This window comes from Hyphomonas neptunium ATCC 15444 (genome assembly GCF_000013025.1).
Taxonomy (GTDB): Bacteria; Pseudomonadota; Alphaproteobacteria; order Caulobacterales; family Hyphomonadaceae; genus Hyphomonas; species Hyphomonas neptunia.
The window spans coordinates 727,795-741,378 of the sequence record NC_008358.1 but is presented as its reverse complement, the minus strand read 5'-3'; the positions used below and the strand labels follow the sequence as shown (position 1 = coordinate 741,378).

General features: G+C 62.6%; 14 protein-coding genes. 10 read left to right on the top strand and 4 right to left on the bottom strand.

Annotated elements, in window-relative coordinates:
* Positions 1 to 60 precede the first annotated feature (60 nt).
* Positions 61 to 540 carry a hypothetical protein gene (locus HNE_RS03630; protein WP_233351992.1) on the bottom strand — a complete coding sequence of 160 codons (480 nt, stop codon included), beginning with the start codon at positions 538 to 540 and terminating at the stop codon, positions 61 to 63.
* 153 nt (positions 541 to 693) lie between these two features.
* On the opposite strand from HNE_RS03630, the gene HNE_RS03625 reads away from it, so the two are divergent.
* The 5 genes from HNE_RS03625 to HNE_RS18510 are packed head-to-tail and all read left to right on the top strand — an operon-like array spanning position 694 to position 5,641.
* Positions 694 to 2,181 (top strand): MFS transporter, encoded by a 1,488-nt coding sequence (locus HNE_RS03625; protein ID WP_233351991.1) that lies wholly within the window; start codon positions 694 to 696, stop codon positions 2,179 to 2,181.
* A 32-nt stretch (positions 2,182 to 2,213) separates the two neighbouring features.
* A complete protein-coding gene (gene alr, locus HNE_RS03620; RefSeq protein WP_011645753.1) occupies positions 2,214 to 3,269 on the top strand; it encodes an alanine racemase in 1,056 nt (351 codons plus the stop codon).
* Between the two features lie 6 nt (positions 3,270 to 3,275).
* On the top strand, positions 3,276 to 4,061 hold the full coding sequence (locus tag HNE_RS03615; RefSeq protein WP_011645752.1) for an MlaE family ABC transporter permease: 786 nt from the start codon (positions 3,276 to 3,278) through the stop codon (positions 4,059 to 4,061).
* Entirely contained in the window at positions 4,058 to 4,822 is a 765-nt protein-coding gene (locus HNE_RS03610) for an ABC transporter ATP-binding protein (RefSeq protein ID WP_011645751.1), read from the top strand. Before HNE_RS03615 ends, HNE_RS03610 begins: the two co-directional genes overlap by 4 nt.
* Positions 4,823 to 5,641 (top strand): hypothetical protein, encoded by an 819-nt coding sequence (locus HNE_RS18510; RefSeq protein ID WP_148205795.1) that lies wholly within the window; start codon positions 4,823 to 4,825, stop codon positions 5,639 to 5,641.
* Between the two features lie 43 nt (positions 5,642 to 5,684).
* On the opposite strand, the gene HNE_RS03605 is transcribed toward HNE_RS18510, so the two are convergent.
* Both HNE_RS03605 and HNE_RS03600 read right to left on the bottom strand, forming a co-directional pair.
* Positions 5,685 to 6,878, bottom strand: coding sequence for a TIGR03862 family flavoprotein (locus HNE_RS03605; protein WP_011645750.1), 1,194 nt, complete (start codon positions 6,876 to 6,878; stop codon positions 5,685 to 5,687).
* A gap of 36 nt (positions 6,879 to 6,914) precedes the next feature.
* Positions 6,915 to 7,364 carry a hypothetical protein gene (locus HNE_RS03600; RefSeq protein WP_035590129.1) on the bottom strand — a complete coding sequence of 150 codons (450 nt, stop codon included), beginning with the start codon at positions 7,362 to 7,364 and terminating at the stop codon, positions 6,915 to 6,917.
* A 142-nt stretch (positions 7,365 to 7,506) separates the two neighbouring features.
* Here HNE_RS03600 and radA point away from each other — a divergent pair, with 142 nt between their 5' ends.
* The 5 genes from radA to HNE_RS03575 all read left to right on the top strand — a co-directional run bounded on the left by radA (position 7,507) and on the right by HNE_RS03575 (position 12,627).
* Positions 7,507 to 8,889 carry a DNA repair protein RadA gene (gene radA, locus HNE_RS03595; RefSeq protein ID WP_011645748.1) on the top strand — a complete coding sequence of 461 codons (1,383 nt, stop codon included), beginning with the start codon at positions 7,507 to 7,509 and terminating at the stop codon, positions 8,887 to 8,889.
* Positions 8,882 to 9,409: a CvpA family protein gene (locus HNE_RS03590; protein ID WP_011645747.1), complete on the top strand. Its 528-nt coding sequence runs from the start codon at positions 8,882 to 8,884 to the stop codon at positions 9,407 to 9,409. Before radA ends, HNE_RS03590 begins: the two co-directional genes overlap by 8 nt.
* 64 nt (positions 9,410 to 9,473) lie before the next feature.
* On the top strand, positions 9,474 to 10,322 hold the full coding sequence (locus tag HNE_RS03585; protein ID WP_011645746.1) for a hypothetical protein: 849 nt from the start codon (positions 9,474 to 9,476) through the stop codon (positions 10,320 to 10,322).
* 115 nt (positions 10,323 to 10,437) lie between these two features.
* Positions 10,438 to 11,889, top strand: a complete 1,452-nt coding sequence (gene purF, locus HNE_RS03580) for an amidophosphoribosyltransferase (protein WP_011645745.1) — start codon at positions 10,438 to 10,440, stop codon at positions 11,887 to 11,889.
* Between the two features lie 21 nt (positions 11,890 to 11,910).
* On the top strand, positions 11,911 to 12,627 hold the full coding sequence (locus tag HNE_RS03575) for an SDR family NAD(P)-dependent oxidoreductase (RefSeq protein ID WP_011645744.1): 717 nt from the start codon (positions 11,911 to 11,913) through the stop codon (positions 12,625 to 12,627).
* 1 nt (position 12,628) lies between these two features.
* On the opposite strand, the gene HNE_RS03570 is transcribed toward HNE_RS03575, so the two are convergent.
* Positions 12,629 to 13,555: a Gfo/Idh/MocA family protein gene (locus tag HNE_RS03570; protein ID WP_011645743.1), complete on the bottom strand. Its 927-nt coding sequence runs from the start codon at positions 13,553 to 13,555 to the stop codon at positions 12,629 to 12,631.
* Positions 13,556 to 13,584: the final 29 nt, after the last annotated feature.

The window sequence follows — 13,584 nt, the reverse complement described above, 5'->3', positions numbered from 1 at the left end:
AAACCTCAGGCGTTGCGCAGCAGAATTACATCAATTGATTAATGAGAAATGGAACGCCGTTTACGCTTGCCGCCAATATTGTGCGGGCGTGAGGACGCGGCTTGTGCGCGGCCGGCCCGGATGGACCACCAGCAGCAGCAGGCTCAACGCCAGCAAAATCACCACGGCCAGAAAATGCGTGCCGCCATCCGCCGATCCATTTGCCAGAACAAGTTCTCTCCCCAGCCACGGCGAGAGATGAAGGGCGAGACCGGCTCCAAAGATGATCACAGCGATCACAGCGCCGAAGCGCCGGCTGAACGGCAAAAGGATCAGGATCGCAGCGACCAGCTCCAGAATGCCCGCGACAAACCGGCCGGCCGGTTCAAACAATGTGATGCCTGATTTTTCAGCCAATGTGGCGAAAACCGTATGCTGGCCGGGAGGATCGAAGAATTTCACCTCGCCCGGAACCGGGTTCGGCCAGGGATGCAGCGTCAGATGGAGAAACATGGCTGCCAGGGCGAGGGCGAGCCCCCAGCTGACCGCGTGCCGGAACATCCGCATGGGAAGAGACCTCGCCCGCTTGGTTTACAAGTTGGAAAAAAACCTATCGGTACAGCCTTGGCTTTGCAACCACGCCCGGCTGCTGCTAGCGGTCGCGTTCCATTATCGGCAGGTTTGTATGAGTATGCGCCGCGTGGGGACAGTTCAGTGACAGATGAAACCGGAAAAGACGCCGGAGATATGGGCGCCTCTGACAGCCCACCAGACGCTGTGGACGCGACCGTTAGCGTGACGTCTCCCGTCAGCGGCGTCAGCGAAGCGATTACCGCAGGCGCGTCCTTTCTGGTTACAGCCACCAACTGGCGCGCCCGGAAGCTGCGCCGGGGCGTCAAGATCGAGCTGCCCGCCTATCTCGGCGTCCAATGCAGCTGGTTCATGGCGTTCGGGCTTCAGCTTGTCCTGTTCCCCTATCTGATCACCGGGCGTAGCCACCTCCATCTCGACGGTCTGGCGCTGGGCCTCGCAAACATGGCGCTGTCGGCCCCTTCAGTGGTGTTCCTGCTGATCGGCGGGGTTGTGGCAGAGCGCGCCGATGGTCGCCGCCTGCTGATCCTGCTGCACCTTCTGGCGGCGGTGCCCTCGATGTTCCTGGCCTTGGCCGTCTCGCGCGGTGATCTCAGCTATCCGGCAATGATCTTCTACGCGGTCAGCATCGGCACCATTGGCGCCTTCATGATGCCCGCGCGCGACGCCATCGTGAACGAAGTGGTGGAACGGCGCATGCGCGTCGGCTCCGGCGTGACCCTGCAGCTGGGCGTAACACTTGCCACCATGGCGCAGTTCCTGGCCCAGATCGGCGGCCTGATCCTTGCCGGATATGCTGACAAGGCGACCCGTATGCCGACCTGGCTCGGCGGCTTTTCGGTTGGCCCGATTTCGGCCGAGACGCTTTTGATTGCTCAGGGCGGAGCGCTTGCTTTGGGCGCGGGCTTTGCCCTTTTCATGGCGCGCGGGAAGCAGATCCGCACGGGCCGCAAGGGAATCGGCGCGGCTTTCGGGGACATTCTGGACGGGGTCAAGGCTGTGCGCAGCGATGGCAAGCTCTCGGCCATGACGATGCTCATGTTCGGCGTCGGCGTCTTCGTGATCGGCTCCTTCCTGGTGGTGCTGCCGATCATCAACCGCGATGTCTATCATTTCGGCTCATCCGGCATTCGAGACATGTTCGTCACCTTCTGGATGGGCGCCTTCGCCTCTTCTGTGGTGCTGGCGATCTTCCGGCGGATCAAGCGCCAGGGGCGCCTTCTGCTGATTGCCCAGTTCATTGCCTCAGCCGCCATGATCCCGATGCTTTGGGTGGTGCCGCACTGGGCGTTCCTGATGATCGTGTTTATCTGGGGCAATGCCGCCGGCATCTCGATCGCGATGAGCCGATCAATCGTGCAGGATGCCGCGCCCAAGGAAAAGCTCGCCCGCGTGCTCTCTATCTACCAGCTGGGCTTCATGGCCGGCGCGCCGTTTGGGGCCGCCCTGATGGGCCTCCTGGTCGACATGTTCGGCCCGCAGAAGATTGCCGTGGTGCCGGCGGGGGGCATGATCGCGCTGATCCTCTGGATGATCTTCTTCACACCGGTCTGGAATATGAAGGGCTCAGCCTGGCTGGCACACAACGAAGGCGGCAAGCAGGCAGGATGACAACGGGCTGAAACTCGCCTAGCGGTGAGCCCATGAGCCAGATGCCCCGCGCCACCGTGCTGACCGGTAATATTGCCGACAATTGGAGAACCCTGGACGCCCTTCATCCAGGCGCGACAACGGCTGCGGTCGTCAAGGCCGACGCCTACGGGCTCGGCGCCATGCGCGTCGCCCGCGCCCTGAGGATAGCAGGCTGCCAGACCTTCTTCGTTGCCTATGCAGAAGAGGGTCTGATCGTGCGCAAGGCGGCCGGAAAAGCCGCGCGGATCTTCGTGCTCAACGGCCCGGTGCGCAGTGAAATGGCCACCTATCGCGACGCAGACCTGACAGCTGTTCTTTCCAGTGAAGCGCACGTGAAACTGTGGGGGACAGCGCCGAAGGGGTCATGCGCGCTGCACTTTGATACGGGGATGAACCGGCTCGGCCTGCCGATGGACATGAGCGAGAAGGATCTCGCCGCGCTGCGCCGGTTGCAGCCAGTGTTGATCATGAGTCACCTGGCCTGTGCGGACGATCCGGAAAACCCTGCAAATACAGCGCAGCGGAAGGCCTTCAACGAGATTTCGGACGCCTTCCCCGATACGCCCGCCAGCCTCGCCAATTCCAACGGATGCTATCTCGGCAAAGGCTTTGCCTATGATCTGACCCGGCCGGGCCTGGCCCTCTATGGCGGCACGACCCCGCCAGAGAAGGTCAAACTGAAGCCCGGCGTGATCCTCGAAGCGAGCATTCTGGCGACATTTTCGGGACAAACCGGGACAAAAGTGGGCTATGGCGGGACACATACGCTCCCCGAAGACCGCATTCTGGCCACCTGCGCGCTCGGGTATGCCGACGGCATTCCCCGCGCCGGGGCGAACCAGATCACGGGCTGGCTGGAGGGCAATCCTTGCCCGGTCCTCGGGCGGATTTCGATGGATCTGATCACTCTGGACGTGACCGATTGCGTCAAACACGCAAAGCCGGGCGCGCGGGTTGAATTTTTGGGCGAGAACGCCAAACTGGAGGTTCAGGCGGCTGCTTGCGGCACGCTGGGTTACGAACTGCTGACCGGCCTTGGCCCCAGAGTGCAACGTGTCTACCGCTGAGGCCTGATGATGCAGAACCCTATTCAACTCATTGGCCGGGCAACGCTTGGGCTGTTCGGGGAAGTCGGCCGGCTGGCCGTCTTTGCCGGCCGCGTCAAAGGCGCCGCCTTCACGCCGCGCTGGTATGGCGGGGAAATCCTGCGCCAGATCGTGCGCATCGGCTTCTACTCCCTGCCCGTCGTGGGCCTGGCCGCCGTGTTCATTGGCGCCGCCCTCGCGCTCAACATCTATGAAGGCGGCAGCCGCTATGGCGCCGAACAGTTCGTGCCGAGCATCGTGGTGCTGGGCATCACGCGGGAACTCGGCGTGGTGATCACCGGCCTGATGCTGGCGGGGCGGGTCTCTGCCGGGATCGCCGCCGAGATCGGCGCGATGCGCGTGACCGAGCAGATCGACGCGCTGGAAACGCTCTCAGCCTCCCGCTACCGCTATCTCTATGCCCCGCGCTTCATCGCCGCCCTTATCACCTTGCCGATGCTGGTGGCGCTGGCCGACATCATCGGCGTCATGGGCGGCTGGCTGGTCAGCGTTTACGGGCTCGACTTCGACTCGACGGTTTACCTGCGCAACACCCTCGATTTCCTCACCCTGAATGACATCTTCGCCGGCCTCATCAAGGCGGTCGTGTTCGGCGGCGTAATCGCCATCATGGGCTGTTACCAGGGCGACCGCAGCCAGGCAGGCGCCACCGGCGTTGGCCGCGCAGCCACCCTTTCGATGGTGGGCGCAGCGGTGCTGATCCTTGCCTTCAACTATGTCATGTCCACCGTGTTCGTGGAGATCGGCCTATGACCGAACCCCTGCTGAGACTTGAAGGCGTCGAGAAGTCCTTCGGCAAGAACCAGGTGCTGCGCGGGGTCGATATCGATGTCGCGCGCGGGCAGAGCCTCGTCATTATCGGCGGCTCGGGCTCTGGCAAATCCGTGATGCTGAAAACGGCGCTCGGCCTGATGACGCCGGACAAAGGCCGCATCCTGTTCGGCGGGGACGACGTGACCAAGGCTACCGGCAAGACGCGCGAAAAGATGCGCGCGCGCATCGGCATGCTGTTCCAGTCCGGCGCGCTCTTTGACTCGCTCACCGTCTGGGAAAACGTCGCCTTCCGCCTCATCAATTCCGAAGGCATGCGCCGCAAGGACGCCAAGGAACGCGCCATCGAGACGCTCAAGAAAGTACGCCTTGGATCAGATGTTGGCGCGCTCTATCCGGCAGAGCTCTCTGGGGGCATGCAGAAGCGCGTGTCGCTCGCCCGCTCGATCATTTCCGAACCCGACCTCATCTTCTTCGACGAGCCGACCACCGGCCTCGACCCGATCACGGCCGACGCGATCAATGACCTGATCCTCGAAATGGTCCGCGGCCTCGGCGCCGCCGCCGTGACCATTACCCACGACATGGCCAGCGCCAAGAAAATCGCCGACGAAATCGCCATGCTTTATGAAGGCGAAATCATCTGGCGCGGACCGGCGGCGAATGTTTATGCGAGCGGCAATGAATATGTCGACCAGTTCGTGAACGGACGGGCAGACGGGCCGATACAGCCGGCGATTTAGATGGCGCTCGATACCTCCAGAGCTCAAATTGTTTTACAAAGTTGGCTAGATGCAAATGCCAAGCAACTAAACAACTTCATACTCGGTATCTACGGAGTTGGCGACGACTCGCGGCCAACCCATTTGGGGACTTGTTTTTTGGTCAACGGCATCAGTGATCGATATCTGATTACAGCGGGACATGTTCTTAACAACAAAAGTGAAATGTCGCTCAAGCTGCTCACGCCGACCGGGTTCTGCGATCTTGATGAACCATTTTTCCGAAGTGTAGTCCGCAACGGAAATCCGAGCACAGACATTATTGACATCGCCTTCTTGCCTCTCAGCAACAATCTACTTCATAAGTTGAAAAACCTGGAAGGCTTAGCACTAGATTGCTTGAACAGCGTTCCGGACACCAATTCAGGCCACATTTTGGCTGCGGCTGGACTCCCCAGCACCAAGAATGAACCAGACCATCGCTTACGGCATATTCAGGTTCAACCTTATCTCATTTCAGGCGCCGCAAAGCTTTGCCCAAACGCACTTAAAGACTTCGGCTTTTCTGATTCGACACACTTGTTCATTCATCATTCGAAGCGTCATGGATTTTTCTCTGATGGCACCAGAACCAATTCGCCTAAATTAATCGGAATGAGCGGCGGCCCGGTACTTTATTTAGGATCAGATGCTCAACTCAGCGCCCCAAAAATCGAATATGGAAAAATTCGTGTCGTTGGTGTTCTAATTGAGCAGCACAAGAATTACTCGGTTTTAATCGGCTCAAAAGTTGGTGATCTGCCTAATGTATTTCTACGGCTTGAAACCCCGAAGGTTTAATGCAGATGGCTCGAAATAGTATTCGAGGGCCGCGTTCCGTTCGCTAATTTCCTCCAGCAGACCCCACACCCCGCCCCATCGCCAGACACGCCGTCAGCAGATAGCCGCCCGTAGGCGCATCCCACGCTACCATTTCGCCCACACAATACGTGTCCGGAACAGCCTTCAGCATCAGGTGGTTGTCCAGCGCATCCCAGGCGACGCCGCCGGCGGTGGAGATGGCGGTGTCCATCGGGGCGGTGCCGGTGAGCATGAGGGGCAGCGCCTTGAGGAGGCGGGCGAGCGCGGCGGGGTCTTTGGGCGCGCCGCCTTGGGTCACTTCATTGAGAAGGGCGATCTTTGTCGCGTCCAGCCGCGCCGCCTTGCGCAGGCGGTTTGAAACGGAGTCTTTTGCGTTGGCGCCGGTGAGGCGCGCAGCGAGGGCAGCTTCGTCCGTATCCGGCAGAAGATCGATCAGGAGCGTGGTCGCGCCCCTGCCCGCCAGTTCCTGCCTCAATGCCGCCGAGAGCGGATAGACCGCGCCGCTTTCAATGCCGGCGCGCGTGATTACGAAATCGCCGCGCTGGGTCTTGCCGCCCGCCGACAGAGAAACACTCTTTATCGGCGCGCCTTCATGAGCGGCGAGCAGGCGCGCGGACCAGTCCACCATGAAGCCGCAATTGGACGGCGCGAAGGGCTCTATCGCAACGCCGCGCGCGGCCAGAATGTCCGCCCACGCCCCATCTGATCCAAGGCGCGACCAGCTTGCCCCGCCCAGCGCCAGGATGGTGGCGTCTGCCGCCACGCGCATTTCGCCATCGGGCGTATCGAACACCAGCGCGCCGGCCGCGTCCCAGCCCGTCCAGCGATGGCGCGTGTGCAGCGTGGCGCCGCCTTCGCCCAGCCGGGCGAGCCAGCGGCGCAGCAGGGGCGAGGCTTTCATGCCGATGGGAAACACGCGCCCTGAGGAACCGGCATAACTTTCGATGCCGAGCCCAGCCATCCAGGCGGTGATCTCTGCCGGGCCGAAGGCGGCCACCATTGCGGCAAGGCGGGCGTCCGGCGCGGTATACCGGGAACGGAATAAACTCTCGTCTTCCGAATGCGTGATGTTGAGACCGCTTTTGCCGGCCATCAGGAATTTGCGCGCAGGGCTGGGCATTGCGTCATAGATCGCGACGCGCGCGCCGCGTTCCAGCGCAGCCTCTGCCGCCATCAGGCCCGCTGGCCCTGCCCCGATGATTGCGACCTGTTTCATCCCGCCCCTTTAGCGGGCGGGCGCGGGCGTGGCCAGCTATTGCGCAGGCGGCGCGGCGCATTCGCCGAGGATGAAGAGATAGGTGTAATCGTCACCCCAGACCACGCCTTCAGCGAGGTCCCAGGCACTTTCAGTCTGCTGCTCCAGATAAAGTTCGGTTTCGGCGTCCAGCTCGCCCATGCCCATGCCCATCGCCAGCACGGCCTCTCTCTCCCAGTGCGCCGAGGCTGCGCGCGCCGGGCCCGTGCCCAGCTCGGGATCGAGCAGCGCCACAAACTCTGCGCCCAGATCCTTTTCCGCAAATTCTGTCCAGACATTCCAGAAGACAGCGCAGGTCCATTTTTCGTTCACGGTTTGCGGCGTGGCCCCCGATGCCAGTCCCTGCACGAAGATGTCGTTCATGTCAGCGGCGTCTTCAGAATCGTCCGCCAGGGCAGGCAGGCAAGCCGCGGCGAGCAAGGCGAGAGAGGCAAGTGTGCGGATCATGATGTGTCGTCCCCATTTTGGGTGAGATTGCACAGTCTTTGCCGGTCTGGAAACCACCGGTTCAGGTGGGGTTGCCGTTTGCGCTCGCCCGGCCCCGCGCCTAGACTCCTGACCTTGCAATTCCAATGGAAACCGATTCCCCATGGCGAAAACGCCCACGTCCGCTTTTGTCTGCCAGTCCTGCGGCGCGGTTGCGGCCAAATGGGCCGGGCGCTGCGAGGCGTGCGGGGAATGGAATACGCTGGTTGAAGAGGCCGTCTCTGCCCCCCCCGGCGCGTTGAAGGCTGAGAAAACGGGGACCAAGCGCGGGCCGAAGGCGGAGTTTGTCGCGCTGGACGCGGAGACAGAGACGCCGGACCGGATCGTCATCGGCGTGGAAGAACTCGACCGGGTGTTCGGCGGCGGCATCGTGCCTGCCTCTGCCACGCTGATCGGGGGCGATCCGGGTATCGGAAAGTCCACGCTTCTTTTGCAGGCGGCCGCGCGTCTCGCCCGCAATGGCGTGAAGACGGTTTATGTGTCGGGCGAGGAAGCCGCTGCGCAGATCCAGGAACGGGCCAAGCGGCTGAAGGTGGCCAATTCGCCGGTCCAGCTCGCCACCGAGACAGACCTGCGCAAGATCCTCGCCGCGCTGAAGGAAGGCGCGCCCGATTTTGTGGTGATCGATTCCATTCAGACGCTCTGGTCGGACAGCCTGGAGGCTGCGCCGGGCTCCGTCGCGCAGGTGCGGGCGTGCGCGCAGGAGCTGGTGCGCTGGGCGAAGAAGTCCGGCGCCGCGCTGGTGCTGGTCGGCCACGTCACCAAGGAGGGCACCATCGCCGGGCCGCGCGTGGTGGAGCATATGGTCGACGCTGTGTTCTATTTTGAAGGCGAGCGCGGGCACCAGTTCCGCATCTTGCGGGCCGTGAAGAACCGCTTCGGACCCACTGACGAAATTGGCATTTTCGAGATGCACACCTACGGCCTCGCCCCGGCCAAGGAGCCTTCGGCGCTGTTCCTCTCCACCGAGGATGAAGGCGGGGGCGGCACGGCGGTGTTTGCCGCCATGGAAGGCTCGCGCCCGGTGCTGGCCGAGGTGCAGGCGCTGGTGGCCAAGAGCCCGTTCGGCACGCCCCGGCGCAGCGTGATCGGCTTTGATGCCGGGCGGCTCGCCATGCTGATGGCGGTTCTGGAGACCCGCTGCGGGGTGAACTTTGCAGGTATGGATGTCTATCTGTCGGTCGCGGGGGGGTACAAGATTACCGAGCCGGCAGGCGATCTGGCGGCGGCGGCAGCCCTCCTCTCATCGCTGGCCGGAAACCCGGTGCCCAAGCGCTCTGTGTTCTTCGGCGAGATCGCGCTGTCTGGCGCCGTCAGGCCAGCCCCGCGTATGGACCAGCGCCTGAAGGAGGCGGCAAGGCTCGGTTTCCACACGGCATTCGTTCCCGAGGGCAGCCCAGCAGCAGAGAGCGGCTTGACGGTGACCCCGATTGCGCGGCTTATCGGCCTCGTCGATTTACTCGCGCCGGACGCGCCTGATGCTTGAAAACATTTCAGCTTTTGACGGAATCGTCGTGGGCGTGATCATCGTTTCGGCGATCATGGCCTTTGCGCGCGGGTTCCTGCGAGAACTCGCCACGCTGGGCGCGTTTATTGGCGCATTGGCTGCCGCCTACTATGCCCGCAAATTCTTCAGCACGACGGTTGCCGGCCTGATGCCGGAGGGCACCCATCCGCTGGCGCCTGACATCATCCTGGTCGTGACGGCGTTCCTCATCGTTTATGTGATCGTGGCCTGGTTCGGGCAGAGCCTGTCAAAATCCATCATGACCAATGGCGAGATTGGCATGTTCGACCATATTGCCGGTCTGGTCTTTGGCCTTTTCCGCGGCTTCATTGCGCTGGTCTTCTTTGCGGTGCTTCTGAACGTCGCCGTCGAACATGACCGCGTGCCGCCCTTCATTTCTGAAAGCTTCAGCTATCCCTATCTGGAGCAGATTGCAGATACGGTGACCGGCGAAGCCGAGGAAGCCGGCCGCGAAATCGAAGCGCTGCGTCAGCAATAGCGCTTGCGCTTGTCAGGTCTGACAGGCCCATTAGTCTCTCGCCCAGCAACCATCGGGGACATTCATGACGCAAATCTGCGCGCCGCTTCTCGCCGGGCTTGCCGCCGCCCTGCTCGCCGCCTGTGCCACCCAGCCTGTCCCCGCTGAGACGCGCGCTGCGCCCGAGGCGGTTTCCGATACACTCAAAAACCAGGCAGTGAGCGTTGCCGTGCTCTCTCCCGATGATCCGGGAATTGCGGCGCTCGCACGCGCCGTATCTGGCGCCGATCTGGTCAGCTTCGAAGGCGGCGGTCTGCGCACGCGCGAAGACGCCGCGCTAAAAAGCGCGCTGACGGAAGCTCTCGTCCAGTCCGGCAAGCTCAGCCTTCTGCTGCTGGACGTGCCCTGCGATGGCGCCGCCGTGCTGAATGAATATACGCGGGGCGGCGCCACTTCCACGCTGGCCGCTGACCTGGTGCGCGAGGCGCCCATCTATCAGGGCCAGAAATCGACTGCCCTCGCTGACATGCTGACACTGCTGCGCGGCTGGAACGCCGTTAACGCTGACCAACCCGTGCGCGTCGCGGGAATGCAGTGCGCGAGCGTTGCCGAAGCAGACCCCGCCAGGCTCGCGATCTTCTGGGGGCTCGACCAGCTTCCCGCTCATACCGGAGAAAAGGATATGGCTGCCGCGGCCCGCGATGGTGAACCGGCGGATAACCCTGTCTTTATCGTTCAGACGGATGACGCGGCGGTCTCAAGCGTCATTCCGGCTTCTGGCTGGATTGATCTTCGCGCGCTGCCTGCCAGCGCAGATGTGGCAGCCTGGCGAGAGGAAACCGCTTCGGCCCTGCCCCTCCTCAGGCAGCAGCATCCCTCTGCCGCCGACATCCTTTTCCGCCATGCGGCCACCACGCCGGCAGAGCCATTCTGAGACACTCTCTGTGATTTGATGACAGGAATGTCACTGGCGGGCTTTCGCCGGAAGTCGAACCGGCCTATATCCCGGCCTTAGGCATAGGCCCCCACCAGCAAAGCCGGAACGTCCGATGGTCTTTTTCGATCATGATGACGATAAACCCCACGAAGAATGTGGAGTTTTCGGAGTCTTTGGCAGCCTTGAAGCAAGTCTGCTGACAGCCCTGGGGCTTCATGCCCTTCAACACCGAGGACAGGAAGCGGCCGGCATCGTCAGCTATGACGGCAAGCGCTTCTCCTCCGAGCGCCATATGGGCCTTGTCGGTGAGAGTTTCGGCGGAGACCTTCGCCAGCGTCTTCCCGGCCATGCCGCCATCGGCCACAACCGATACTCCACGCAGGGCCGCCCGATGGCCCGCAACATCCAGCCGATCTTTGCAGACCTTGATACCGGCGGCTTCGCCGTGGCGCATAACGGCAACCTGACCAATGCCCGCATCCTGCGCCAGGAACTGGTGCGCAATGGCGCGATCTTCCAGTCCACGATGGACACCGAAGTGATCCTGCACCTGGTCGCCCGCAGCCCGAAAAAGAAGTTCGTCGAGCGCCTCGTCGATGCGATGCACCAGATCGAAGGCGGCTACGCTCTCGTCGGCATTACCGGCAAGAAGCTGATCGGCGCGCGCGACCCCATCGGCCTGCGTCCGTTGATCCTCGGCCGTCATGGCAAATCCTATGTGCTCGCCTCGGAAACCTGCGCGCTCGATATTATCGGCGCAGAATTTGTCCGCGAGATCGAGAATGGCGAAGTGGTCGTCATCAGTGAGGAAGGCATCGAATCGATCCGCGCCTTCCCGCCGCGCCCGCCCAGCCCGTGCATTTTCGAGTATGTCTACTTCGCCCGCCCGGACAGCTTCATTCAGGGCCGCTCGGTTTATGAAGTGCGCCGCCGCATGGGCAACCAGCTTGCACTCGAAACGCATGCCGACGCCGATGTGATCGTGCCTGTGCCAGACTCCGGCGTGCCCGCCGCGCTCGGCTTTTCCGAGGCCTCCGGCATTCCCTTCCAGATGGGCATCATCCGGAACCATTATGTCGGCCGGACTTTCATCCAGCCCACCCATACGGGCCGCCAGACCGCTATCTCCAAAAAGCACAGCCCCAACCGCGCCGTGCTTGAGGGCAAGCGTGTGATCCTGGTGGACGATTCCATCGTGCGCGGCAACACGTCGAAGAAAATCGTGCAGATGGTGCGCGAAGCCGGCGCCCGCGAGATCCACTTCCGGTCGGCCAGCCCGCCGATCGTCAACCCGGATTTCTACGGCATCGACATGGCCGCGAAATCGGAACTCTTCGCGGCCACCCATACGCATGAAGAGATGGTCCGTGAGCTGAAGGTGGAAAGCCTCGGCTTCCTGTCTGTCCCCGGCCTCTACAAAGCTATTGGCGAGCCGGTCCGCAATGGCATGCAGCCGCAATTTGCCGACCATTGCTTCACCGGCGACTACCCGACCCAGCTGCTCGACCATCAGCGCGCCCAGGCAGACAAAGAGCGTCAGCTCTCCCTGCTGGACGATGTGTGAGCCCCGCGCTAAAGCCGCGCGATGACCTCTACACCTCGCCTTGTTCTCGTTACCGGCGCCTCGCGCGGCATCGGCCGCGCCATCAGCCTTGAGCTTGCCCGCCAGGGCAATATCGTCGTCGCCATCGCCCGTTCCAAAGCGGCGCTGGAAAAACTCGACGATGAAATCCGCAAGCTCGGCTCCGAGGCCGTCCTCGTGCCCATGGACCTCAAAGACACCAAGGGCATCGAGACGCTGGGCAAAATCATCGCTGAGAAGTTCGGCAAGCTGGACGGTTTCGTTGCCAATGCCGGCCTGCTCGGCACGCTTGGTCCGCTGGAAACCTGCGGCCCGCGCAGCTTTGAGGAAACCATCCAGGTGAACCTCACCGCCAACGCGCATCTCATCCGCGCGCTTGGCCCCTCCCTGCATCGCTCAGAGAGCCCGCGCGCCGTGTTCATTACCTCTGGCGTGGTACCACGCCCCCGCGCCTTCTGGGGGCCGTATCAGGCCTCCAAGGCAGGCCTGGAAGCCCTCGTCAAAGCCTGGGCCGATGAGAGCGAGAAGATGGCTCTGCGGGTAAACCTGTTCGATCCCGGCGCCGTGCGCACAGGTATGCGCGCCGAAGCCATGCCGGGCGAAGACCCGATGACGCTGCCAACGCCCGATGATGTCGCCAAGGAACTGGTGAAACTTCTGACGCCGGAAGAAACCCGCACGGGTGCCCGCGTGGTCTATCGCGAAGTGGCGGCAAACTAGACTATTTGGCGGGCGCGCCGGCTAAGGCTTTTGCCTCGGCGGCTTCTGCCATCGCCACCGCCGCGACCGCGCCATGCGCGGGCACAGGACTGCGCGCGAGGCCGAGACACGCTGCATAGAAACCTTCATCGGCGGCGCCGAGCGGGTCTGGCAGGTCAGTGGCAATGTCCACGCGCACTTCATAGGGCGTCGTGTTCTTCAGGCGCCGCGTGAGGAAATCGATATCGATTTCGCCGGACGGATAAACCACGCGCATGGTGCGTTCGCGGAACTCGGCGGCGCGGCTGGCGCGCAGTTTTGCCTGGCCACCGCTGGCATAATCGAACACCGCTTCGGCCTCGTCGATATGGGCTGAATGGACCTTGCGGCCGGTGGCTTCGACATGGGTGAACTCGCGGCCGAGCATCATGGCGGCAAGGTCAAGATCGTGGATCATGAGATCCCAGATCACCGAGACATCCCCTGCCCGGCCACCGGGCGTTGGGGGACCAGAACGAACGGACTCGATCAGGAGCGGCGTTTCCTCAATTGCCAGCACGCCCATGGCCATCGCGACGAAGCGTTCCTGATGGCCGACCTGCAGGATACGGCCGCGCGCGGCGGCTTCATCGGCCAGATCGCGCGCGCCTACGCGGGTCAGCGCGAGGGGCTTTTCGACCAGCACATGGCAGTGGGCTTCGATGGCCTGGCGGGCGAGTTTCTCGTGCCAGATGGCAGGGACAGCGATGACGACCGCGTCGCAGAGGCCGAGGAATTCAGCGTAATCGGAATAGCCTTTTGTGCCGAAGGTATCGGCGAGTTTCCGGGCGCGGGAGAGGTCTACATCGAAGATGCCGACGAGGTCTGCGCGCGCTGAGGCGGCGGCTTTCTGAGCGTGGTAGTTGCCGAAAACACCGGCGCCCGCGACGCCTACCTTGAGCCTGGTCATTCCTGCCCCGATCGCTTTTTATATGGGCG